Source organism: Mycobacterium sp. 48b (assembly GCF_048282725.1).
Taxonomy (GTDB): Bacteria; Actinomycetota; Actinomycetes; order Mycobacteriales; family Mycobacteriaceae; genus Mycobacterium.
Window position 1 is genome coordinate 2,058,204 of sequence record NZ_JBLVUL010000001.1, and the last position, 22,040, is coordinate 2,080,243.

Below are 22,040 nucleotides of genomic sequence, written 5' to 3' on the forward strand. Positions count from 1 at the left end.
GGGCGTTCGGCTACAGCTGCGCCCAGATCGACTTGGTCTTGAGGTAAGCGTCGATGCCTTCGTAACCGAACTCCTTGCCGACGCCCGACTGCTTGTAGCCGCCGAACGGCACGTTGTGGTCGAAGGTCAACTGGCAGTTCAGCCCGACCATGCCGGCCTGCAGACGCTTGCCGAGGCTGTGCGCGCGGGCCAGGTTGGTGGTCCAGACGGTGGCGGCCAGTCCGTAGCTGGTGTCGTTGGCCATCGCGACGGCCTCGTCGTCGTCGTCGAACGGCAGGATGGTGACGACCGGACCGAAGATCTCCTCCTTGTACAGACGGCTGGTGGCCGGGTCGACGTTGGTGACGACGGTGGGCTTGACGAAGTAGCCCTTACGGTCCAATCGGTAGCCACCGGAGACGATTTCGGCGCCGTCGCGCTTGCCCTGATCGATGTAGCCCAGCACGCGATCGAGTTGCTTCTGGCTGACCAGCGGGCTGATCATGGCGCCCTCGTCTTTCGGGCCGCCCAGCACCAGGTTGTCTCCGATCATCGCGATGCCCTGCACCACGCGTTCATAGACACTGCGCTGCACAAAGATTCGTGATCCGCACACACAGCCCTGTCCTGAGTGCACGAAGATGCCCATCGAGGCCATCATGATGGCCATGTCGAGGTCGGCATCCTCGTAGATCAACACCGGGGACTTGCCGCCCAGCTCAAGGGTCACCTTCTTCAGGTTGTCCGCCGAGTCCCGCATGATCTGCTTGCCGACCTCGGTCGAGCCGGTGAAGGCGACCTTCTCCACGTCGGGGTGCGCGGTGATCGCGGCACCCGCGGTGGCGCCGTAGCCGATGACGAAGTTTGCCACGCCGTCCGGGATGCCGGCCTCACCGATGAGCCGTTCCAGCAGTACCGCCGACAAGGGGGTCTCTTCGGCGGGCTTCACGACACTGGAGCAGCCGGCGGCCAGGGCCGGAGCGATCTTGGCGCAGGCGTTGAACAGCGGGCCGTTCCACGGGTAGATCAGGCCGACGACGCCGTACGGCTCCTTGGTGGTGTAGGCGTGCAGATTGGAGTAGTTGCTGTTGACGCCGCCCTCCATCTGGACCTGGTAGCTGCTGCCGTTGAGTTTGGTACACCAGCCCGCGTAGTACCGGAAGAACTCCGCGCAGGTGGAGACGATCATCTCTGCCTGCATCGGGGGCATCCCCGCGTCCAACGACTCCAGTTCGGCGAATGCCTTGGCATGCTCGTCGATCAGATCGCCCAGCTTCCACAGCGCCTTGGCGCGCTGGCGGGCCGGGATGTCGGTCCACACCCCGGACTGGTACGCGGCCTTCGCGGCGGCGACGGCCTCGTTGACCGCGTCCGCCCCGCAGTCGCGGAACTCGGTGATCTGCTCCTCGGTTGCGGGGTCGATGACCGGAATGGTCTCGCCCGTGCCGGGGCGGTTGCGAAGCTCTTCCAAAACCGTCTGCAGTGCCATATGGTTCCCTTCGTCGTCGAAATGCTGAGCACCTGCTTAGCAGCCGGGAACCTAGGCGGTCAAGACCGCACTTACGGTTCAAAACCGGCTATTTCGGCGTATTTGCGGTTGTTGGTCAGATATTCGGCCGATACGCTGTCGCGGTGCCAGACATCCGGGTCCGCGAGGCGGCCGAATTGCTCGGGGTCAGTGACGACAGCGTGCGGCGCTGGATCGACGACGGGTCGCTGCCGGCCCATCTCGACGGGTCCGGGCGCAAGGTGATCGACGGGGCCGCACTCGCGGCGTTCGCGCGCGCCAACGCCGCTGCGGCGCCCAAGGATCCGCTCGGCATCGGCAGCTCGGCCCGCAACCGGTTCGCCGGGCTGGTCACCAATGTCATCGCCGACGAGGTGATGGCCCAGGTGGAGATGCAGTGCGGCCCGTTCACCGTGGTGTCGCTGATGAGCAGTCAATCGGTCCGTGAACTCGGCCTCGCCCCCGGCAGCATCGCGGTCGCCGTGGTCAAAGCCACCACCGTCATCGTGGAAACCCCGAAAGGACAGTCGTGACCCGAGCCCGGACGTGCGCCCTGGCCGTCAGCGCATTCGCTGCCACCGCCCTGATCGGCGGCTGCACCTCGGCCGAGAAAGCTTCGGAGCCCTCGAGCGCTGCCGAGGGCGGCTCGATCACGGTGTTCGCCGCGGCCTCGTTGAAATCGGCGTTCTCCGAGATCGGCGAGCAGTTCAAGACCGACAACCCGGGCAGCACGGTGGAGTTCTCGTTCGCGGGCTCCTCAGACCTGGTCACCCAGCTCACTCAGGGTGCCGACGCCGACGTGTTCGCCTCGGCCGATACCCGGAACATGGACAAGGCGGTGTCTGCGAGCCTGGTCGAAGGGAGCCCGGTCAACTTCGCCACCAATACCCTGACCATTGCCGTCGCGCCGGGAAACCCCAAGGGCATCAAGTCTTTCGCTGATCTGGCCAAGCCGGGGACCAGCGTCGTGGTGTGTGCCCCGCCGGTCCCCTGTGGCGGTGCCACCGAAAAGGTCGAGAAGGCCACCGGGGTCACACTGTCCCCGGTGAGCGAGGAGACCTCGGTCACCGACGTCCTGGGCAAGGTGACCAGCGGACAGGCCGACGCCGGCCTGGTCTACGTCACCGACGCCGCCGGAGCCGGGGACAAGGTCACCAGCGTGGCCTTTCCCGAAGCGGCCCAAGCCGTCAACACCTACCCGATCGCGGTGCTCAAGGACGCCGAGCACACCGAGCTGGCGCACCGTTTCGTCGACCTGGTGACCGGCGAGGCCGGCCAAAAAGCGCTGGCCAAGGCTGGATTCGCCAAGCCCTGACCGAGCCCGCGGCGGCGCCGTAGCCTGGGTCTGTGGCCGATCTGACCGAGATCAGTGCCGACGACCTGGCGGCACTGGAATTCTTCGCCGGATGCCGGCCGTCCGTGCTGGTGCCGTTGACCTCCCTGCTGCGGCCCATGTCGGTCCCGGCCGGGCACGTGCTGATCCGACAGGGTGATCCGGCCCTGACGTTCATGCTGATCGCCTCCGGGCGGACCAGGGTGGTTCATGAGGGGCCTGATGGCCAGGCCGTCGTCGCGGAGCTGGATCCCGGTCTGATCATCGGGGAGATCGCCCTGCTGCGCGACGCTTCACGCACCGCCACGGTGACGGCCCTCGAACCGGTGACGGGCTGGGTCGGTGACCGTGAGGCGTTAGAGTTCATCCTGCACCTGCCCGGGATGTTCGACCGTCTGGTGCGCATCGCCCGCCAGCGGTTGGCCGGCTTCATCACGCCCATCCCGGTACAGGTGCGCACCGGCGACTGGTTCTACCTGCGGCCGGTGCTGCCCGGCGACGTGGAGCGGACCCTCAACGGGCCCGTCGAGTTCTCCAGCGAAACCCTCTACCGGCGTTTCCAATCCGTGCGCAAGCCGACCAAGGCGCTGCTGGAGTACCTGTTCGAGGTCGACTACGCAGATCATTTCGTCTGGGTGATGACCGAGGGCGCCCTTGGGCCGGTTGTCGCCGATGCTCGCGTGGTGCGCGAGGGGCACGATGCGACGACCGCGGAGGTGGCGTTCACCGTCGGTGACGACTATCAGGGCCGCGGTATCGGCACGTTCCTGATGGACGCCCTGGTGGTCTCGGCGGACTACCTTGGGATTCAACGCTTTACCGCACGCGTGCTGAGTGACAACTACGCCATGCGGCGCATCCTGGACCGCCTCGGCGCAGTGTGGGAGCGTGAGGATCTGGGGGTGGTACTCACCGACGTTCCGGTGCCCGCCGTCGCCACGCTGAGCCTGGACCCCGAGCTGGTCGCGAAGATCAAAGACGTTACCCGTCAGGTGATCCGGGCGGTGAGCCAGTGAGGCCACCGATGAGTGCCGGTGGCCGGAGGCCGCCATTGAACAAGGACACGCGGGTCTGCATCTCTCTGGCCGCACGGCCCAGCAATATCGGCACCCGGTTCCACAACTATCTCTACGACGAACTCGGCCTCGACTATCTCTACAAGGCTTTCACCACAACCGACATCGCTGCGGCGATCGGGGGCGTGCGGGCCCTGGGTATCCGCGGCTGTTCGGTGTCGATGCCGTTCAAGAAGGACGTCATGGCTCTCGTCGACGAGATCGAACCGTCGGCCATGGCGATCGATGCGGTCAACACCATCGTCAACGACCTGTCGGTGCCCGGCGGCCGGCTGGTCGCCTCCAACACCGACTACCTGGCCGTGCAAGCACTCATCGAGCGGTTGGACCCGGCCGACGGGGTGCTGCTTCAGGGCAGTGGCGGCATGGCCAAGGCGGTCGGGGCGGCCCTGCGCGACAAAGGCTTTCGCAAGGGAACCGTCGTCGCCCGCAACACCGAAACCGGGGGCGCACTGGCCGAGGCCCTCGGCTACGACTACGCACCCGAGGTCGGCACGCTGACCGCGCCGATCCTGGTCAACGTCACCCCGATCGGGATGGCCGGAGGGCCCGACGAACACCGCAGCGCGTTCGAACCCGCCACCGTCGAGGCGGCCCGCGCGGTGGTCGACGTCGTGGCCGCGCCCGCCGAAACCCCGCTCATCACCGCGGCCAGGTCGGCGGGCCTGCCGGTCATCACCGGTGCCGAGGTGATCGCGCTGCAGGCCGCAGAACAATTCGAGCGCTACACGGGGGTACGGCCGACGCCCGAGCAGGTGGCTGCGGCGTCGGCCTTCTCCCGGCAGTCTTCTACGGCGTGATGACCGTCTGCTCGTCGATGGCCGCCGTCGCGTCCATCAGCGGGCCCATCTGATCCTCGGTGCCATCGGCGTTGAACTGCAGCACGAACAGCCCGTCGGAAGCGGGGATCACCACGGTCTTCTGGGCGATCAGTCGCTTGGCGCCGTCCTTCACGTACATGCCGCCGATCTGATACGCGTCGAATCCGCTCAGTTCGTCGGCCGACCCGTCGCCCTGGTTCTCGTAGCCGGGCAGGTTCCTGATCTCGTTGGGGGCGTACTCCAGGATCTTGGCCGGGTCCACGTCGCCGGTCAGCTTGGACATCAGTGCGATGATCGAAGGTGGATCTGCGGCAAACGCCGGATCGGTGGATACGATTGCGCCCCAGGCCCATTCGGGAGCCGATGAGGTCGCGTCCGTCCAGCCCTCGGGAATCGGCATGTCCAGATTGGGTGTTCCCGGATCTCCACGGTGCACCGGCGTCTCGGTGATGTCGTTGTCACGGATGTAGTCGACGATCGTGTACTGGTGCCCGGTTGTGGGGGCACCAGTGTCTTCGGCCTTGGTCTTGGTCGGTTCCGTGCTGGCTTCGCTGCTCTCGCCGGCCCCGGTCGCCTCGGTCGCTGTGCCGGTTACCGTCTTGCCGCCGCAGCCGGCCAGCATGACCCCGAGCGCGACGGCGGCGATGGCGATTCCGCCGGCCCTCATTGAGGTGGTCATCGGTCTCCAATCGGTTGGACGCCCCGGTGAGGCGCAACTGATGGCACGATAAACGCTTTGCTGGGAAATGGCTGGCAGAAGCCGCACTATCAGGGCGCAACCTTTTGCACAGTGAAATGTCCGGCCGCCGGGCCGGGTGCGGTCAGCACTTCGCCGACAGGTACACCGTCTGATCGAGAATCCTGGCCGGGCGCAGCGACGTGACGGTGCACCTGTCCAGTGCCGCCGTGCCGTCCCGGTAGATCACGACGTCGAAGCCCTGACGCTCCAGTTCGTCAGCCGTGTCCTGCGCGGACCCGACGCCCGACGGCGCGGCCAGGGTCGTTGCTGGGAAACCCAGGGCCAGAGCCGACAATGCGCCGCCTGCCAGCACTGCTCCCGTCAATCCGTACACCTGTTCTGCCCCTCGTCGTCTCGCATGCCCTGCCTGTGGCAACCCGTTACGCCACGATTAAATTCCGCTGTATCGCAACACTTGTCGTGTTGTCAGCGGCGAAAAACAAGTTGACAAACGGCCCCGTCACCGTCCTCGACAGCAAACCCCGGCTGTGGTATCAAAACGCCGTGCGCCTTTTCGCCGTCGCGGCGGCCCTGCTGGTGTGTACCGCAGCATGCGGACCGCGGCAGGCGCCCCAACCCCCGCCGGCCTCGTCGACGCCGCAGACCGCCGGCGAAACCGCCACGGTGAACCCGGCCCGCATCGAACGGGTACGCCAGGACCTGCCTGCCGGTTACGAGGTGGTGGGAATCGACCCGCGTGCCACCCCGGTGTCGCTGTGGGGCTTCGGCCCGGAGTGGACCGCCGATCCCGCGGAATGCGCTGCGTCGGTGGCTCCCGGGACCGATCCGGCCCGGGGCTGGTCGGCCTCCGGCCCCGGCGGCATCGTCTATGCCGCCGTCGCGAAGGTCACCGCCGAACCCGGGCCCGAGCCGTCGTGTGAACAGTGGAACGTGTCGGGCGGGCATTCTGTCGGCACCGTCACCCTCGTCGACGCCCCTGCGGTCGAGGGCGCGGTGACCGCAGGCATGTCGACCGCGGTCACCACCATCGTCGAGGGCGGCACCGAGACACGGTCCCACGCCGACACGTTCACCGCCGATCTCCGCTCCGCCGACGGCGGCTACCACCTGTTCGTCACCGTCGTCACCGATCCCGGCTCGCCCAATCCCGCGCTCGACAGCGCGTTCACCTCCGACCTGCTGGTGAAAACCATTTCGGCGTTACGCGGCTGAGTCGGCACTGCCAGGTAAGTTGGCCAGCGATGTCGAACCGCAACGTGTTACTCGCCACCGCAGGCATCCTTGCCTGCGCCACCGGATTGGTCGCGTGCGGTCAATCCGACCAGTCGAACTCCGCCCAGGCGGACATCGCCAACGTCGCCAAGGTGCGCTCCACCTTCGGCCCGGAGTTCAAGGTCACCGATGTCGCCCCGACCGGGATCGACCCGAAAATGCTGGCGCCGCAAAAGATGCCGCCCGGGGTCAAGGTCGAGCCCGCCGAGTGCGCGAAATTCGCCGAGGGCCAGTCCTTGCCGGAGGGGTTGAAGGGCAACATGGCCGCCACCACGGCCGAAGGGGCGGGCAACCGGTTCATCGTGATGGCCGTGGAGACCTCTGAGCCGGTCCAGTTGAACGACCCGGGCGATGCATGCAAGAAGGTGAAATTCCTCGGCCCTGCCCTCCGCGGGCAGGTGGACGTGGTCGAGGCTCCGCAGATCGAGGGGGCACGCACGACCGGGACACACCGGATCGTGCAGACCGTGATGGGCGGCCAGGCGCGCACCGGCGAGTTGTACAACTACGTCGCGAGTTTCGACACCTTCATGGTGATCGTCACCGCCAACCCGCTGGTGGAGCCGAACAAGCCGGTGGCTCCGGTGGACGACAAGCGGGCCCGTGAACTGCTCGCCACCGCGGTGGCCGACGTCAGAGGCTAGTCCGGCCCATCAGCGCACGTCGTGCGGGCGGAACTGGATGCTGATGCGGGGCCCGACCAGGCTGGTGGTCTTGGGTATCGAGTGTTCCCAGGTGCGCTGGCACGAGCCGCCCATCACCAACAGGTCGCCGTGGCGATGCTGCAGCCGCAGGGCATGACCGCCGCCGCGGGGGCGCAATGCGAAAACCCTTGTCGCGCCGAGCCCGACGATGGCCACCATGGTGTCCTCGGTGCGGCTGCGGCCGATGGTGTCGCCGTGCCAGGCCACGCTGTCGTTGCCGTCGCGGTACAGGCACAGGCCTGCGGTGGTGAACGGTTCCCCGAGCTCGCCGCCGAAGGTGTCGTTGAGCCTGCGGCGGATCTGCTTGAGCCGTGGGTGCGGGACCGGTTCGTTGATCAGGTGGTGAAAGCTGACCAGCCGCGGCACCGCCACCACGCGGTCGTACATCTCGCGCTCCTCGGACCGCCAGGGGATCCCGTCCATCAGCTCTTCGAACAGCGAGTCGGCGTCGGGCAACCAACCCGAGCGCAGTTCCACCCAGGCGTCGTTGCCGAGTCGACGACGTTCAGCGTGCTCGAACAGTGAGCCTTGCAACGCCAGCTCCATGCGCGCGAGTGTATCGCACAGACGTTCGATTGCGTTAGAGGCGGGAGGCGCCCGGACCATGCTCGGCGAGAACGTCGCCGGGGTTGGTCAGCAGGCAGGTCTTGAGGCTGAGGCAGCCGCAGCCGATGCAGCCGGTCAGGTTGTCGCGCAACCTTTGTAGATGCACGATGCGGTCATCGAGGTCCTGGCGCCAACCCGCCGAGAGTCTGGCCCAGTCCTTGCTGGTGGGAACCCGGTCGTCGGGCAGGCTGGACAGCGCCTCGCGGATGCGGGCCAGCGGTATGCCCAGGCGCTGCGACATCCGGATGAATGCCACGCGACGCAGCGTCTCGCGTGCGTAGCGGCGTTGGTTACCCGACGTGCGACGGCTGGCGATCAAGCCCTCGCGCTCGTAGAAGTGCAGGGCGGACACCGCCACGCCGCTGCGAAGCGACATCTCGCCAGGAGTTAACTCGTGCGTCTCCATACACCTCAACCATAGTTGAGTTACCTTCATTGCGTGGAGACTGCGGCGTTCGGTTCCAACTCTGAGGTCGGCACGCTGCGCGCCGTCATCCTGCACCGGCCGGGGCCAGAGCTGCAACGGCTGACACCGCGCAACAACGACGCCCTGCTGTTCGACGGCCTGCCGTGGGTCGCCATGGCGCAACGCGAGCACGATGCCTTCGCCACGGTGCTGCGTTCCCGCGGCGTCGAGGTGCTGCTGCTGGCCGATCTGCTGACCGAGGCGCTGGCGCACAGCGGGGCCGCCCGGATGCACGGCATCTCCGCCGCCGTCGATGCGCGGCGCCTGGGGGCGCCACTGGCCCAGGAACTTTCGGCCTACTTGCGCACCCTGCCGCCGGCCGATCTGGCCCGCATCCTGATGGCCGGCATGACCTTCAACGAGGTGCCCTTTCACGGTGCCGAACTGTCCCTGGTGCGCCTGATGCACCACGGCGGCGATTTCGTGATCGAGCCGCTGCCCAATCTGCTGTTCACCAGGGATTCGTCGTTCTGGATCGGCCCGCGGGTGGCCATCACCTCGCTCGCGCTGCCGGCCCGGGTGCGCGAGACCTCACTGACCGATCTGATCTATGCGCACCATCCGCGGTTCCTCGGCGTCCGGCGGGCCTACGAGTCCCGTTCGGCCCCGGTCGAAGGCGGCGACGTGCTGTTGCTGGGCCCCGGCGTGGTGGCGGTCGGGGTGGGGGAGCGGACCACGCCCGCCGGTGCCGAGGCGTTGGCGCGCAGCCTGTTCGACGACGACCTGGCCCATACCGTGCTGGCGGTGCCGATCCGCCAGGAGCGCGCCCAGATGCACCTGGACACCGTGTGCACCATGGTCGACGTCGATGCGGTCGTGATGTACCCGAACATCGTGGACTCGTTGTCGGCGTTCACCATTCACCGCACCGAAGCCGGGATCCGGATCGACGACGAGGTGCCGTTTGTGCAGGCGGCCGCCGACGCGATGGGGATCGAGCAACTGCGGGTGATCGACACTGGACTCGATCCCGTGACCGCCGAACGCGAGCAGTGGGACGACGGCAACAACACGCTGGCCTTGGCGCCGGGCGTGGTGGTGGCCTACGAGCGCAACTCGGAAACCAATGCCCGGCTGGCTGATTCGGGCATCGAAGTGCTGCAGATCGAGGCTTCGGAGCTGGGCACCGGTCGCGGCGGGCCGCGCTGCATGTCCTGCCCGGCGGCGCGGGACCTGCTCTAGCCATCCCGGCGCCGCGTGCGCGTGCCGTTTTCTGCACCACGGTCGTGGCCCGTCGAGCCTTGTTCGCCGTTTTCGACTCGAGGGTCGTAGTGCTTGGCGTTTGGCAGCCCACAGGTAGAAACCGGCGCAGGCGTCAACGCCCAACTAGCGCCACGAAGGCAGCCAGATCTCCAGATTCCAGGTCGACTGCGAAATCGGGATGCCCGTCAGGATCGGGTACAGCCACGCGAAGTTCGCGATCACGAGCGCCAGGTAGAAGCACACCACCAGCAGCCCCAACGTCCGGCGTTCCGGGTTCTGCCTGGGCCGGTACAGGATGTCGCCGAGGATCAGCGCGATGGCCAGCACCAGGAACGGCGCCATCACGGTTGCGTAGAAGAAGTACATCTGCCGGTCGATGTCGAAGAACCACGGCAGGAAGCCGGCTGCGTATCCGACCAGGACGACGCCATAACGCCAGTCCCGCCGCACCACGGCCCGCCACAGGGCCCAACCGAGTACCGGCACCGCGACGAACCACATCGCCGGAGTGCCCACCAGCATCACGGCTTTCACGCACGATTGCGTGCCGCACCCGGCCACATCGTGGTTGTCGATCGCATAGAGCACCGGCCGCAACGACATCGGCCACGTCCACGGCTTGGATTCCCACGGGTGGTGGTTGCCGTCGGCGTTGGTCAGCCCGGCGTGGAAATGGTAGGCGGCATAGGTGTAATGCCACAGCGAGCGCAGCGCGTCGGGCAGCGGGATGATGCTGTTCTCACCGATGGACTGGCCCGCCTCGTAGCGGTTGACGCCGGTCTCGGAGGCGAACCACGGGCCGTACGACGCCAGGTACACGGCGAACGGAATCAGCCCGAACACGTAGGCGGCCGGACCCAGATCCCGGCGCAGCACGCCCCGCCACGGCGCCTGCACGTGGTACTGCTTGCGCGCGATCGCGTCGAGCACGAGTGTCATGACACCGAAGAACGCCACGAAGTACAGCCCGGACCATTTGGTGGCGCAGGCCAGACCCAGCAGCACCCCCGCACCGAACCGCCACCACCGCACGCCCAGCCGGGGACCCCACGGCGTCTCGGCGATGCGGCCCTCCATGAACGCGTTGTGCATGCGATGGCGGACGTCGTCGCGGTCCACCATCAGACAGGCGAACGCCGCCACCACGAAGACCACGAGGAACACGTCCAGCAGGGCCGTGCGGGCCGAGACGAAGCTGACGCCGTCCGCGATGATCAGCAGCCCGGCGATGCCGCCGACGAGGGTGGAGCGGCTGATGCGCCGCGCGATCCGCACCACCAGCAGCACGATCACCACACCGCACAACGCCCCGGAGAACCGCCAGCCCAGCCCGTTGTAGCCGAGCAGCGCCTCGCCGATCGAGATCAGCTGCTTGCCCACCGGCGGATGCACCACCAGCCCGTAGCCCGGATTGTCCTCGACTCCGTGGTTGTGCAGCATCTGCCAGGCCTGCGGCGCGTAGTGCTTCTCGTCGAACACGGGGGTGCCGGCATCGGTGGGCGATCCCAGGTTCAGGAACCGGCTGATCGCGGCCAGGGCGGTGATGATGGCCGTCATCAGCCAGCCCTGCAGCCGGTCCGTCGGCCCGAAATCCGGGGCCGGGATCAGCGGCGCGGGGCTGATCAACGGGACCGAGCGACCAGCCGTCGGCGTTTCGGTGGCGGTGGCGGTCACGCAAGCGATCGTAGGCTGTCGGTCGTGACACCCGGCAAACTACTGATCGGCGCCACGCCGCTGGGCCTGCCCTCCGATGCCTCTGCGCGTCTCATCACAGCGCTGCAGACGGCCGACATCGTGGCGGCCGAAGACACCCGGCGCGTCCGTGGCCTGGCCCAGTCGCTGGGCGTGCAGCCCGAGGGGCGGATCCTGAGTTTCTTCGACCAGAACGAGGCGAGCCGCGTGCCGGGCCTGGTGGAGGAGATCGCGGCCGGCGCGACGGTGCTGGTGGTCAGCGACGCCGGCATGCCGTTGATCAACGACCCGGGCTACCGCCTGGTCGCGGCCTGCGCCAAGGCGGATCTGCCGGTGTCGTGCCTGCCGGGCCCGAGTGCGGTGACGACGGCGCTGGCGGTCTCCGGGCTGGCCTCGGACCGGTTCTGCTTCGAGGGCTTCGCCCCGCGCAAACACGCCGCCCGGTTGTCCTGGCTGCAGACCCTGGCCGCCGAACCGCGTACCACGGTGTTCTTCGAATCTCCGCGTCGGCTGGCCGAGACGCTGCGCGACGCCGTCGAGGTGCTGGGCCCGCAGCGGCGCGCCGTGGTGTGCCGTGAGCTGACGAAGACCCATGAGGAGGTCCGTCGCGGCAGCCTCGCCGAGCTCGCGGAGTGGGCGGCCGACGGCGTGCTGGGGGAGATCACCGTGGTGCTGGCCGGGGGCACACCGACCGTCGAACTACCTGACCTGGTGGCCGAGGTGGAGGAACTGGTGGCCGACGGGATCCGGGTCAAGGACGCCTGTGCCCAGGTGATCGCCGCGAACCCGGGGGCGCCGTCCCGGCGCGAGCTCTACGACGCCGTGCTGCGTGCCCGGGACTGACACCCTTTTGAGTCGCACAATTGGTGCGTCTGAAGGTCCGAAGCGCCGGTTAGGGTTTCGACATGGGTCCGGATTTCTCAATGATCGATTCCGCGGAAAAAGCCGAACAACTCTGTGCGCAAGGGCAATTGGAACGGATGTTCCTCATGCCGGCCGAATTCGGCGGGCAGGATCACATTCAGAACGTGGTGTACTGCCCGATCGGGTCAGCCGCGGCGAAAGCGGATGTCGATTTCAACATCATCGCCGCCCTGATCCGGGACGGGAAGGTTCAGGCGTACTCGGCTGTGCCGATCTATGAGGGCGACAGCTTCGTGCCCGTCGCCGTCGAGATATCCGCCTGGCACCCGGAGACTCCGGACACCGGCGCGTTCAACGCGAGGGTCGCGATGTGGGGATCGGCGTTACAGCCCGACTCAGCCCCCTGACGAGAGCTGGTGGCTCCGACCGGACAGCTCGACGATCGACGCCGACTTGTGCAGGCACTCCTGCCATTCCGCATCGACGTCGGAATCGGCGGTGATGCCACCACCCACACCGAGGACCGCCGAGCCGTCAGCCCCGAACTCCACGGTGCGGATCGCCACGTTGAGCTCAGCGCCTGCCACGGGCGATGACAATCCGACAGTGCCGCAATAGATTCCGCGCCGCGCCGGTTCCCACTGCCGCAGCAGCTGGCGGGCCCGGCGCTTCGGAGTTCCGGTCACCGAGGCCGGCGGGAAGGTGGCGTCCAGCAGTGCGCTCATCGGCAGCTGGACGGGAACCTCGGCGGTGACAGTCGAGACCAGGTGCCAGACTCCGGGCGCCGGATGTACCGCAAGCAGTTCGGGCACCGTCACGCTGCCGGTGGTGGCCACCCGGCCCAGATCGTTGCGCACCAGGTCGACGATCATGACGTTCTCGGCGACGTCCTTGACCGAGGCCAGCAGGGCGGCCGGATCGGCCGACCGGGGCAGCGTGCCCTTGATCGGGCTGGAGGTCACCGCGGCGCCCACCCGGCGCAGGAACAACTCCGGTGACAATGAGGCCACTGCACCCCAGTCCCCGGCCACGTACGCGGCCCGCGCCGGTGCGGTCCGGGCCACCGCCTCGGTGAAGAAGTCGATCGGCTCGCCGTCGATGTGGCCGGTGAACCTGGTGCACACGCAGGCCTGATACACCTCACCGGCCGCAATGGCTTCCAGGCAGGCCAGCACGCCACGGCGGTGATCGTCCCGATCGGGGGCAACCCAGGTCAGGGCGTAGGTGTGTGGCGCCGCGGCAGCCGGTTCCGGTGCGCGGAGCCAGGCGGGAAGTGCTGCACCGCTGAGGCTTTCGAACCACCACAGGCCGTCGGCGTCCTGGCGCAGCACGCAGTCCGACCAGCCGCCTGCCGCCACCGGGATGCGCGGCGGTGCACCGTCGGCACCCGGATCCGGATAGCAGAGGTAGCCGAACCACCCGCCGCCCACGCTGCCTGCGGGGCCCGAGGCGTCCTGCGCCACATCGAAAACGGCCTCCGGGGCGACGGGCGTCACCGTCACCGAGGGCGCGATCACCGCACGAGAGCCGAACCAGTCGCCGATGAGGGCCGCCGGCGGCGCCAGGCCCGCGGCACGGGCGGCGGCGGCGACACCACGCAGCACCGCCGGGGCATCCCCCAGCGCGCCGAGCCGCTCGATCCGCATGCCACCAGCGTGGCAGAACCTCAGCGGCTGATCACCCGCGGGCTGTCCACGCCGGTCAGCTTGTCCGGATTGCGCATCGCGTAGAAGTGGGTGATCTTGCCGTCGATGACCTCGACGGTGAAAACCCCTTCCATCCCGGCGTCGCTGCGGATCATCACCGCGGGTTCGCCGTTGCACGTGACGCGCTCGAAGGTGAGTCCCGGGACCCGCTCGCCCGCACGGAACAGGCCGACCAGCATTGCCGCGACCTTCTGCGCGCCCACGACGGGCCGCCGGGCCGCACTGGCCTTGCCGCCGCTGTCGGCGGTGTACACCGCATCGGGGGCCAACAGCGCCAGTAGGCCGTCCATGTCGCCGGTGGCCGCCGCGGTCAGGAACTCCTCGGTGACCCGGTTGGACTCGTCGAGGTCGACGGGCTCGAACCGCTTGCGCCGGGACTGCACATGCTCGCGGGCCCGATGCGCCATCTGACGCACCGCGCTCGAGGATTTGTCGATCGCCACGGCGATCTCGTCGTGGCTGAAACCGAACACCTCGCGGAGCACGAACACCGCTCGCTCGTCGGGTGTCAGTGTCTCGAGCACCACCATCATGGCCATCGAAACCGATTCGGCCAGAACCACATCGGCTGACGCGTCGCCGGTGACTCCGGCCGTCAACAGCAGCGGTTCGGGCAGCCACGGACCCACGTATTCCTCACGGCGGCGCGAGGAGGCCCGCAGGGCGTTGAGCGCCTGGCGGGTGACGAGCTGGGCCAGGAACGCCTTGGTGTCGCGCACCGTGGTCAGGTCGACCTCGGCCCAGCGCAGGTAACTCTCCTGCAGCACGTCATCGGATTCCGTTGCCGTCCCGAGGATCTCGTACGCGATGGTGAACAGCAACGGCCGCAGCAGCGTGAACCGTTCGGCGTGCTCGTTCGAGTTCGAGTTCGAGGTCGAGTTACCCGCGCCGGCACTGTTCATCGGACCAGTGTCCCCTGCTGCGCCTCGGCGAGCTGACGCGCCCGGTTGCCGCCCTTGAACCAGAAGTACGAGCCCGGCTTGACGCCCTCCTTGCGCAGGAACGTCAGGGTCGCCCGGCAGACCTGCTCCTTGAAGAAGGCGCCGGTCCGGCCGCCGATGAAGACGCGGCGCGGGCTGTCGTCCGAGTGGCAGAGCTGGACTGTCCCGGCGTTGCGGCCGACGCTCACGCACTGCCCGGCGAAGGCCTGGTTGATCACCTCGGGCTGGGCGCCCGCGATGCGGGCCAGCACGGTGTTGGCGGCCTGCACCCCCAACGGGCCCGCCGACTGGCAGCTCATCCGCAGCGGAACCCCCGACGGTGAGGCAGCATCGCCTGCCGCCACGATGTGCGCGTCGTCGACACTGGTCAGGGTTTCGTCTGTGAGCAGCCGGCCGAGCGCATCGGTGCGCAGTCCGCTCGCGGCCGCCAGGCCGGGAACCCCGAACCCGGTGGTCCACACCGTCACCGCGCTGGGCAGTCGATTGCCGTCGGCCAGGGTGATGGCGTCGGCCTCGACCCCGGTCACCAGGATCTCCGGCCCGTCGACGATCGAGACACCCAGCTTGGTCAGTGCCTTGACCACCGAACGCCGAGCGCCGGTGCCCAGCGACGCGCCGACCACGTCGGTGACGAGCGTGACGCTGCGGCCTGCCTCGGCGAGCTCGCTGGCAGCCTCGATCCCGGTCAGGCCGCCGCCGACGACGACCACCGGGGCCGACATCGGCACATCCTGCAGCCGGGCACGCAGCCGCTGCGCCTGCTCGAGTTCTGAAAGCGGATAAGCGAATTCGGCGGCTCCGGGCACCGAGGCGGGTACGCCCGCGGTGCTGCCGACGGCGTACACCAGGTAGTCGTAGTCGAGCACGTCCCCGGAGGTCAGCTGAACCTGACGGATGTCAGCGTCGATGTGGTCGGCGCCGTCGACCAGCAGCCGAACCCCGCTGCCCAGCAGTTCGTCGTATGCCGCGGTGGCGCTGTGGTTTCCGACGGCCAACTGGTGCAGCCGGATCCGCTCGACGAACTCGGGCCGCGGATTGACCAGCGTGACAGCCACTCCCGGGGTGCACTGCAGCCGGTTGGCCGCCAGCACCCCGGCGTAACCTCCGCCGATCACGATCACCCGGGTGTCCTGCGTCGCGCTCATGGTGTCTCCTCTCAAAGGCTTATGCCCTCAAGACACCGCGCGATCCGCGTTTGTGACAGCCGCCGCGGTTATGTGACCCACATCACCGGTCGGTGTCGCTAGACCAGGCCCAGGGCGAGCATGGCGTCGGCCACCCGGATGAAGCCCGCGATGTTGGCGCCGGCCACGTAGTTGCCCGGCTGGCCGTACTCGTCGGCGGTGGTCAGGCACCGGTCGTGGATACGCCGCATGATCTCGGCAAGCCGCGCCTCGGTGTCGTCGAAGTTCCACGAGTCCCGGGATGCGTTCTGCTGCATCTCCAGGGCGCTGGTGGCCACGCCGCCGGCATTGGCGGCCTTGCCCGGGGCGAACTTCACCCCGGCCTCCTCGAAGAACTTGACCGCTTCGGGGGTGCACGGCATGTTGGCGCCCTCGGCGACGATCTGGCAGCCGGACTTGATCAGCGCGGTCGCGTCGGCGCCGGACACCTCGTTCTGGGTGGCGCAGGGCAGTGCGATGTCACACGGCACCTCCCACACGCTGCGGCCGGTCACGACCTCGGCCGCGCCGCCACGCGCCTCGGCGTAGTCCGCGACGCGGCCCCGGCGCAGCTCCTTGACCTCCTTGAGCAGGTCGAGGTCGATGCCCTTGTCGTCGCGCACATAGCCGCCCGAGTCCGAGCAGGCCACGACGGTCCCGCCCAGCGCGTGCACCTTCTCGATCGCGTAGATCGCCACGTTGCCCGACCCCGACACCACGACCTGCTTGCCGTCGAAGGACTGCCCGCTGGACCGCAGGATCTCGTCGACGAAGAACACCGTGCCGTATCCGGTGGCCTCGGTGCGCACCTGCGAGCCACCCCAGGTCAGGCCTTTGCCGGTGAACACCCCGGACTCGTAGCGGTTGGTGATCCGCTTGTATTGGCCGAACATGTAACCGATTTCGCGCATGCCCACGCCGATGTCACCGGCGGGCACGTCGGTGTACTCACCGATGTGGCGGTACAGCTCGGTCATGAAGGACTGACAGAACCGCATCACCTCGCCGTCGGAGCGGCCCTTGGGGTCGAAGTCCGATCCACCCTTACCGCCGCCGATCGGCAGGCCGGTCAACGAGTTCTTGAAGATCTGTTCGAAGCCCAGGAATTTCACGATGCCCAGATACACCGACGGGTGGAACCGCAGGCCGCCCTTGAACGGACCCAGTGCCGAGTTGAATTCGACCCGGAAGCCCCGGTTGATCTGCACGGTGCCCGTGTCGTCGACCCAGGGCACCCGGAAGATGATCTGGCGCTCCGGCTCGCACAGCCGGCGGATGATCGCCCCGTCGGCGTACTCAGGGTGCTTGGCCACCACGGGTCTCAGGCTGGTCAGTACCTCGTAGACGGCTTGGTGGAACTCCTGCTCGCCTGCGTTGCGCTGCCCTACTTCCTCGTAGATCGCCTGCAGTTTCTCGTGTAGTACAGCCATGTCAGTCCATCTGGTAGCGGGGGAAAACCCCCGTCGGAGCGGGCAATTCGGTGCCGGGCTTGATCCGGGTACCGATCGAGTCGAAGTCGCGTGCGTCGGCAGGCTGGCCGAGCAGGTCGAGCAGCTTGGCCGTCGAGTCCGGCATCACCGGCTGCGTCAGCAGCGTGGCGATCCGCACGACTTCGAGCGTCGTGTACAGCACCGTACCGAACCGTTGCTGGTCGGCCGGATCATCGGACTTGCGCAGCACCCACGGCTCCTGCGCGGAGAAATACCGGTTCGCCGCGCCGAGCACCGCCCAGATCGATTCAAGTGCGAGATGCATCGCCGGCACCTCGTAGTGCGCGCGTACCTGCTCGAGCAGGGCGTCGGCCGCGCTCAGCAGGGCCGTGTCGTCGTCGGTGAACGTCCCCGGGTCGGGCACCACGCCGTCGAGGTTCTTGGCCACCATCGACAGCGAGCGCTGGGCCAAGTTGCCCAGCTCGTTGGCCAGGTCGGCGTTGATCCGGCCGATGATGGCTTCCTCGCTGTAGCTGCCGTCCTGGCCGAAGGACACCTCGCGCAGGAAGAAGAAGCGCACCTGGTCGAGGCCGAACCTGTCGACCAGCGCGATCGGGTCGACCACGTTGCCGACCGACTTGCTCATCTTCTCGCCCTTGACGTTGATGAAGCCGTGCGCGAAAACCCGTTCGGGGAGCGCGATCCCGGCTGACATCAGGAACGCCGGCCAGTACACGGTGTGGAACCGGATGATGTCCTTGCCGATCATGTGCAGCTTGGCGGGCCAGTACTTTTGGAAAGCCTCAGTGGCCTCGTCCGGAAAACCCACCCCGGTCAGATAGTTGGTCAGTGCGTCGACCCACACGTACATCACGTGGTCGGGGTGGTCGGGGACGGGGACGCCCCAGTCGAACGTGGTCCGCGAGATCGACAGATCCTTCAGGCCGCCGGAGACGAAGCTGACGATCTCGTTGCGGCGCACGTCGGGCCCGATGAACTCGGGGTGGGCCCGGTAGTGCGCCAGCAGCCGCTCGGCGTAGTCCGACAGCCGGAAGAAGTAGGTCTGCTCCTCGGTCCAGGTGACCGGAGTGCCCGTCTCGATCGCGGTGCGGGTGCCGTCGGGCCCCTCGGTGGTCTCGTCCTCGGCGAAGAAACGCTCGTCGCGCACCGAGTACCAGCCGGAGTAGGTGCCCAGGTAGATGTCCCCGGCCTCGAACATCGCGCGCCAGATCTCCTTGGACGCCTCGTAGTGGTCGGCGTCGGAGGTGCGGATGAACCGGTCGAAGGAGATGTTGAGCTTCTCCTGCAAACGCTGGAACACGTCGGAGTTGCGGTTGGCCAGCTCGGCTGCCGAGATGCCCTCCGCGGCGGCCGTCTCGGCCATCTTCTGGCCGTGGACGTCGGTACCGGTCAGGTAGCGCACGTCGAAGCCGTCGAGCCGCTTGAACCGGGCGATCGCGTCGGTGGCGACGTACTCGTAGGCGTGCCCGATGTGCGGCGCACCGTTGGGATAGGCGATGGCCGTAGTTATGTAGAAAGGCTCACTCATTTGGTCCCACCTTATGGTGTTGCGGTGGGTTCGAAACGCTCAGCCAGGGAGAAGCCGCCAGCCCCCGAGCCGTTGGCTCCGCTGGTCGACGCACACACCCATCTCGACGCCTGTGGTGCGCAGACCGCTGGGGACGTCCGCGCGATCATGGACCGCGCGGCCGCCGTCGGAGTGGGCCAGGCAGTCACCATCGCCGACGATCTGGACTCGGCACGCTGGGTGGCCACGGCCGTCGAGGCCGATGAGCGGGTTTTCGGGGCGGTGGCGTTGCATCCGACCCGGGCCAATGCGCTCGACGGCGTGGCCAAGGCCGAGCTGGAGCGGCTCGCCGCCCATCCGCGCGTGGTGGCGGTCGGGGAGACCGGGATGGATCTGTACTGGCCGGGCCGGTTGGACGGCTGCGCGACGCCGGCCGAGCAGCGCGAGGGCTTCGCCTGGCACATCGACCTGGCCAAGCGCACCGGCAAGCCGTTGATGATCCACAACCGCGACGCCGACGCGGAGGTTCTCGACGTGCTGCGCGCAGAAGGGGCGCCCGAGACAGTGATCTTCCACTGTTTTTCCTCGGGACGGGAGATGGCCCACACCTGCGTCGAGGCCGGCTGGGTCCTGAGCCTTTCGGGCACCGTCAGCTTCAAGAATGCCCGTGAGCTGCGGGAAGCCGCCCGGTTGATCCCGCCCGGCCAGCTGCTGGTCGAGACCGACGCGCCGTTTCTGACCCCGCACCCGTTCCGCGGAGCCCCGAACGAGCCGTACTGCCTGCCATACACTGTGCGGGCACTCGCGGAGTTGCTGGACCGGCCCGCCGAAGAGGTCGCGTCCGAGACCGCAGCCACTGCGGCGCGGGTGTACGGACTTAACGGGAGCGGCCGGGCCTAGTTGCCGGGTGTGAGCCTTTTCGTTACCGTCTTGTGATCAAACCTCAACCGCCGGCGGTGATGCATGCCGTCCGAACCGGAGAGAAACGCGAGAACCGTGGACGCGCTCAACAAAATTCATGAATCCCGATCACCGCTGCTGCGAGGCGTGGTGGGAGCCCTGCTGGTCACGCTGACCGCGGCCGGGGGCTACGCCGTCGGATCGCACAAGACCGTCACCCTGAGTGTCGACGGCGCACCGATGACCGTGACGACGATGAAGTCCCGGGTGATCGATGTGGTCGAGGAGAACGGTTTCTCCGTCGGCGACCGCGACGATCTCTACCCCGCCGCCGACGAGTCGGTGCACCAGGCCGACACCATCGTCCTGCGCCGCAGCCGGCCGCTGCAATTGTCGTTGGACGGTAACGACAGCAAGCAGGTGTGGACCACCGCCTCGACCGTGGACGAGGCCCTGGCGCAGCTGAAGATGACCGACAAGGCTCCGGCCGCGGCATCCCGCGGCAGCAGGGTGCCGCTCGGCGGCATGGCACTGCCCGTGGTGAGCGCCAAGACGGTCCGGATCGACGACGGCGGCTCCGTGCAGACGGTGCACCTGGCCGCCCCGAACGTGGCCGGTCTGCTCGCCGCCGCGGGGGCGCCGCTGGAGCAGAACGACACCGTGGTTCCGGCGGCATCGGCCCCGGTCACCGAGGGTATGCAGGTCCAGGTGACCCGCATGCGCATCGAGAAGGTCACCGAGCGGGTGGCGCTGGCCCCGGCCAACAAGCGCATCGAAGATGTCGAGCTGAACATGAGCCGCTCGATCGTCGAGGACCCGGGCGCCCCGGGCACCCAGGACGTGACCTATGCGGTGGCCAAGGTGAATGGCGTGGAGACCGGCAGATTGCCAGTAGCCAATGTCGTGATCGACCCGGCGCGCGACGGTGTGCTGCGCGTCGGAGCAAAGCCGGGCACCGAAGTTCCGCCGGTCACCAACGGCGCCGCCTGGGATGCGCTTTCGCAGTGCGAAGCCGGAGGTAACTGGGCCATTAACACTGGTAACGGATTTTTTGGTGGCGTCCAATTCGATCAGAACACCTGGGAGCGACAGGGTGGTCTGCGGTATGCTCCGAGGGCCGATCTGGCGACAAGAGAAGAGCAGATTGCGATTGCTACGGTGACGCAGGCCCGGCAGGGATGGGGAGCTTGGCCAGTGTGTAGTGGGAGGATTGGGGCGCGCTGACTATTCGACTGCTCGGGCGGACCGAGATACGACGCTTGGCGAAAGAAATCGACTTTCGTCCACGCAAGGCCTTTGGCCAGAACTTCGTTCACGATGCCAACACCGTTCGGCGCATTGTGTCGGCTTCCGGGATCCACCGGAGCGACCATGTGCTGGAGGTCGGACCGGGCCTGGGGTCGCTGACCCTGCCCCTGTTGGACCGTGGCGCCAGGGTGACCGCAGTGGAGATCGATCCGGTGCTGGCCAAGCAATTGCCGGCCACCATCGCCGATCACTCGCACAGCGAGATCAACCGGCTCAATGTCATCAACCAGGACATCCTGACGCTGATGCCGTCTGATCTGACCGATCAGCCGACCGCGCTGGTGGCGAACCTGCCGTACAACGTGGCGGTGCCCGCGCTGCTGCACCTGCTGGCCGAGTTCCCGTCGATCCGGACGGTGATGGTCATGGTGCAGGCCGAGGTGGCCGAGCGGCTGGCCGCTGAACCCGGTGGCAAGGACTACGGCGTCCCCAGTGCCAAGGTGCGGTTCTACGGCAACGTGCGCAGGCACGGGATGGTGTCGCCGACGGTGTTCTGGCCCATTCCGCGGGTGTACTCCGGACTGGTCCGCATCGACCGGTACGAGACATCGCCGTGGCCGACCGACGCGGCGTTCCGCGATGAGGTGTTCAAGCTCATCGACATCGGGTTCGCGCAGCGGCGCAAGACCTCCCGCAACGCGTTCGCCGACTGGGCGGGTTCGGGCAACGAGTCGGCGGAGCGGCTGCTGGCCGCCAGCATCGACCCGTCGCGCCGTGGCGAGACGCTCGGCATCGCGGACTTCGTCCGGCTGCTACGTCGGGCCAAGGAAGCCGAGGGCGAGGCCGCCGCAGAGATCGAAGCGGCGCAAGCCTAGGTTCCTGCGTCGAATGTGAAGAAGAT

Annotated in this window: 23 protein-coding genes; 12 read left to right on the top strand and 11 right to left on the bottom strand. The window is 67.7% G+C overall.

The annotated features are described in order from the left end of the window. Nucleotides 1-10: 10 nt before the first annotated feature. On the bottom strand, nucleotides 11-1,468 hold the full coding sequence (locus ACNQR1_RS09860) for an aldehyde dehydrogenase family protein (protein ID WP_418045635.1): 1,458 nt from the start codon (nucleotides 1,466-1,468) through the stop codon (nucleotides 11-13). A gap of 143 nt (nucleotides 1,469-1,611) precedes the next feature. Here ACNQR1_RS09860 and ACNQR1_RS09865 point away from each other — a divergent pair, with 143 nt between their 5' ends. Genes ACNQR1_RS09865 through ACNQR1_RS09880 form a run of 4 tightly spaced genes read left to right on the top strand, consistent with a single transcriptional unit; the run spans nucleotide 1,612 to nucleotide 4,695 of the window. Further along, nucleotides 1,612-2,019, top strand: a complete 408-nt coding sequence (locus tag ACNQR1_RS09865; protein WP_418045637.1) for a TOBE domain-containing protein — start codon at nucleotides 1,612-1,614, stop codon at nucleotides 2,017-2,019. After that, complete coding sequence (gene modA / locus ACNQR1_RS09870; protein WP_418045639.1) at nucleotides 2,016-2,801, top strand: molybdate ABC transporter substrate-binding protein; 786 nt, start codon at nucleotides 2,016-2,018, stop codon at nucleotides 2,799-2,801. Before ACNQR1_RS09865 ends, modA begins: the two co-directional genes overlap by 4 nt. Nucleotides 2,802-2,833: 32 nt before the next feature. After that, nucleotides 2,834-3,835, top strand: a complete 1,002-nt coding sequence (locus tag ACNQR1_RS09875; protein ID WP_418045641.1) for a GNAT family N-acetyltransferase — start codon at nucleotides 2,834-2,836, stop codon at nucleotides 3,833-3,835. A gap of 8 nt (nucleotides 3,836-3,843) precedes the next feature. Then, entirely contained in the window at nucleotides 3,844-4,695 is an 852-nt protein-coding gene (locus tag ACNQR1_RS09880; protein ID WP_418045643.1) for a shikimate 5-dehydrogenase, read from the top strand. On the opposite strand, the gene ACNQR1_RS09885 is transcribed toward ACNQR1_RS09880, so the two are convergent. Both ACNQR1_RS09885 and ACNQR1_RS09890 read right to left on the bottom strand, forming a co-directional pair. Continuing rightward, complete coding sequence (locus ACNQR1_RS09885) at nucleotides 4,685-5,395, bottom strand: LpqN/LpqT family lipoprotein (protein ID WP_418045645.1); 711 nt, start codon at nucleotides 5,393-5,395, stop codon at nucleotides 4,685-4,687. The two genes, ACNQR1_RS09880 and ACNQR1_RS09885, sit on opposite strands and share 11 nt — an antisense overlap. Nucleotides 5,396-5,537: 142 nt before the next feature. Beyond that, the gene (locus tag ACNQR1_RS09890; protein WP_418045647.1) at nucleotides 5,538-5,789 is read right to left on the bottom strand and encodes a hypothetical protein; all 252 of its coding nucleotides are present in this window, start codon (nucleotides 5,787-5,789) and stop codon (nucleotides 5,538-5,540) included. Between the two features lie 170 nt (nucleotides 5,790-5,959). On the opposite strand from ACNQR1_RS09890, the gene ACNQR1_RS09895 reads away from it, so the two are divergent. Both ACNQR1_RS09895 and ACNQR1_RS09900 read left to right on the top strand, forming a co-directional pair. Further along, nucleotides 5,960-6,628, top strand: a complete 669-nt coding sequence (locus ACNQR1_RS09895) for a DUF5642 family protein (protein ID WP_418045649.1) — start codon at nucleotides 5,960-5,962, stop codon at nucleotides 6,626-6,628. A 29-nt stretch (nucleotides 6,629-6,657) separates the two neighbouring features. Next, the gene (locus ACNQR1_RS09900; protein WP_418045651.1) at nucleotides 6,658-7,332 is read left to right on the top strand and encodes a DUF5642 family protein; all 675 of its coding nucleotides are present in this window, start codon (nucleotides 6,658-6,660) and stop codon (nucleotides 7,330-7,332) included. Between the two features lie 9 nt (nucleotides 7,333-7,341). Here ACNQR1_RS09900 and ACNQR1_RS09905 read toward each other — a convergent pair whose 3' ends face one another. Both ACNQR1_RS09905 and soxR read right to left on the bottom strand, forming a co-directional pair. Then, nucleotides 7,342-7,938 carry an alpha-ketoglutarate-dependent dioxygenase AlkB gene (locus tag ACNQR1_RS09905; protein ID WP_418045653.1) on the bottom strand — a complete coding sequence of 199 codons (597 nt, stop codon included), beginning with the start codon at nucleotides 7,936-7,938 and terminating at the stop codon, nucleotides 7,342-7,344. 34 nt (nucleotides 7,939-7,972) lie between these two features. Next, nucleotides 7,973-8,404 carry a redox-sensitive transcriptional activator SoxR gene (gene soxR / locus ACNQR1_RS09910; RefSeq protein WP_418045655.1) on the bottom strand — a complete coding sequence of 144 codons (432 nt, stop codon included), beginning with the start codon at nucleotides 8,402-8,404 and terminating at the stop codon, nucleotides 7,973-7,975. 33 nt (nucleotides 8,405-8,437) lie between these two features. On the opposite strand from soxR, the gene arcA reads away from it, so the two are divergent. Then, nucleotides 8,438-9,646 (top strand): arginine deiminase, encoded by a 1,209-nt coding sequence (gene arcA / locus ACNQR1_RS09915; RefSeq protein WP_418045657.1) that lies wholly within the window; start codon nucleotides 8,438-8,440, stop codon nucleotides 9,644-9,646. A 144-nt stretch (nucleotides 9,647-9,790) separates the two neighbouring features. Here arcA and ACNQR1_RS09920 read toward each other — a convergent pair whose 3' ends face one another. Further along, on the bottom strand, nucleotides 9,791-11,341 hold the full coding sequence (locus ACNQR1_RS09920) for a dolichyl-phosphate-mannose--protein mannosyltransferase (RefSeq protein WP_418045659.1): 1,551 nt from the start codon (nucleotides 11,339-11,341) through the stop codon (nucleotides 9,791-9,793). Between the two features lie 24 nt (nucleotides 11,342-11,365). Between ACNQR1_RS09920 and rsmI the strand changes: the two genes are divergently transcribed. Together rsmI and ACNQR1_RS09930 are read left to right on the top strand one after the other, a co-directional pair. Further along, entirely contained in the window at nucleotides 11,366-12,202 is an 837-nt protein-coding gene (rsmI, locus tag ACNQR1_RS09925) for a 16S rRNA (cytidine(1402)-2'-O)-methyltransferase (protein ID WP_418045661.1), read from the top strand. A 62-nt stretch (nucleotides 12,203-12,264) separates the two neighbouring features. Then, nucleotides 12,265-12,630 (top strand): hypothetical protein, encoded by a 366-nt coding sequence (locus ACNQR1_RS09930; RefSeq protein ID WP_418045663.1) that lies wholly within the window; start codon nucleotides 12,265-12,267, stop codon nucleotides 12,628-12,630. Here ACNQR1_RS09930 and ACNQR1_RS09935 read toward each other — a convergent pair. The 5 genes from ACNQR1_RS09935 to metG form a co-directional block, all read right to left on the bottom strand. Next, on the bottom strand, nucleotides 12,619-13,869 hold the full coding sequence (locus ACNQR1_RS09935; protein ID WP_418045665.1) for an aminodeoxychorismate synthase component I: 1,251 nt from the start codon (nucleotides 13,867-13,869) through the stop codon (nucleotides 12,619-12,621). The two genes, ACNQR1_RS09930 and ACNQR1_RS09935, sit on opposite strands and share 12 nt — an antisense overlap. A 20-nt stretch (nucleotides 13,870-13,889) precedes the next feature. Then, nucleotides 13,890-14,831 carry an RNA polymerase sigma-70 factor gene (locus ACNQR1_RS09940; RefSeq protein WP_418045667.1) on the bottom strand — a complete coding sequence of 314 codons (942 nt, stop codon included), beginning with the start codon at nucleotides 14,829-14,831 and terminating at the stop codon, nucleotides 13,890-13,892. After that, entirely contained in the window at nucleotides 14,828-16,015 is a 1,188-nt protein-coding gene (locus tag ACNQR1_RS09945; protein WP_418045669.1) for an NAD(P)/FAD-dependent oxidoreductase, read from the bottom strand. The genes ACNQR1_RS09940 and ACNQR1_RS09945 overlap by 4 nt, the downstream gene beginning before the upstream one ends. 98 nt (nucleotides 16,016-16,113) lie before the next feature. Then, nucleotides 16,114-17,463 carry an NADP-specific glutamate dehydrogenase gene (gene gdhA / locus ACNQR1_RS09950; protein ID WP_418045671.1) on the bottom strand — a complete coding sequence of 450 codons (1,350 nt, stop codon included), beginning with the start codon at nucleotides 17,461-17,463 and terminating at the stop codon, nucleotides 16,114-16,116. A gap of 1 nt (nucleotide 17,464) precedes the next feature. Continuing rightward, nucleotides 17,465-19,012 carry a methionine--tRNA ligase gene (gene metG / locus ACNQR1_RS09955; protein WP_418045673.1) on the bottom strand — a complete coding sequence of 516 codons (1,548 nt, stop codon included), beginning with the start codon at nucleotides 19,010-19,012 and terminating at the stop codon, nucleotides 17,465-17,467. A gap of 24 nt (nucleotides 19,013-19,036) precedes the next feature. Here metG and ACNQR1_RS09960 point away from each other — a divergent pair, with 24 nt between their 5' ends. From ACNQR1_RS09960 to rsmA, 3 genes are all read left to right on the top strand, one after another. Beyond that, a complete protein-coding gene (locus tag ACNQR1_RS09960) occupies nucleotides 19,037-19,891 on the top strand; it encodes a TatD family hydrolase (RefSeq protein ID WP_418045675.1) in 855 nt (284 codons plus the stop codon). Between the two features lie 96 nt (nucleotides 19,892-19,987). Further along, complete coding sequence (locus tag ACNQR1_RS09965) at nucleotides 19,988-21,115, top strand: transglycosylase family protein (protein ID WP_418045677.1); 1,128 nt, start codon at nucleotides 19,988-19,990, stop codon at nucleotides 21,113-21,115. After that, nucleotides 21,112-22,014 carry a 16S rRNA (adenine(1518)-N(6)/adenine(1519)-N(6))-dimethyltransferase RsmA gene (gene rsmA / locus ACNQR1_RS09970; protein ID WP_418050329.1) on the top strand — a complete coding sequence of 301 codons (903 nt, stop codon included), beginning with the start codon at nucleotides 21,112-21,114 and terminating at the stop codon, nucleotides 22,012-22,014. The genes ACNQR1_RS09965 and rsmA overlap by 4 nt, the downstream gene beginning before the upstream one ends. Nucleotides 22,015-22,040 lie beyond the last annotated feature (26 nt).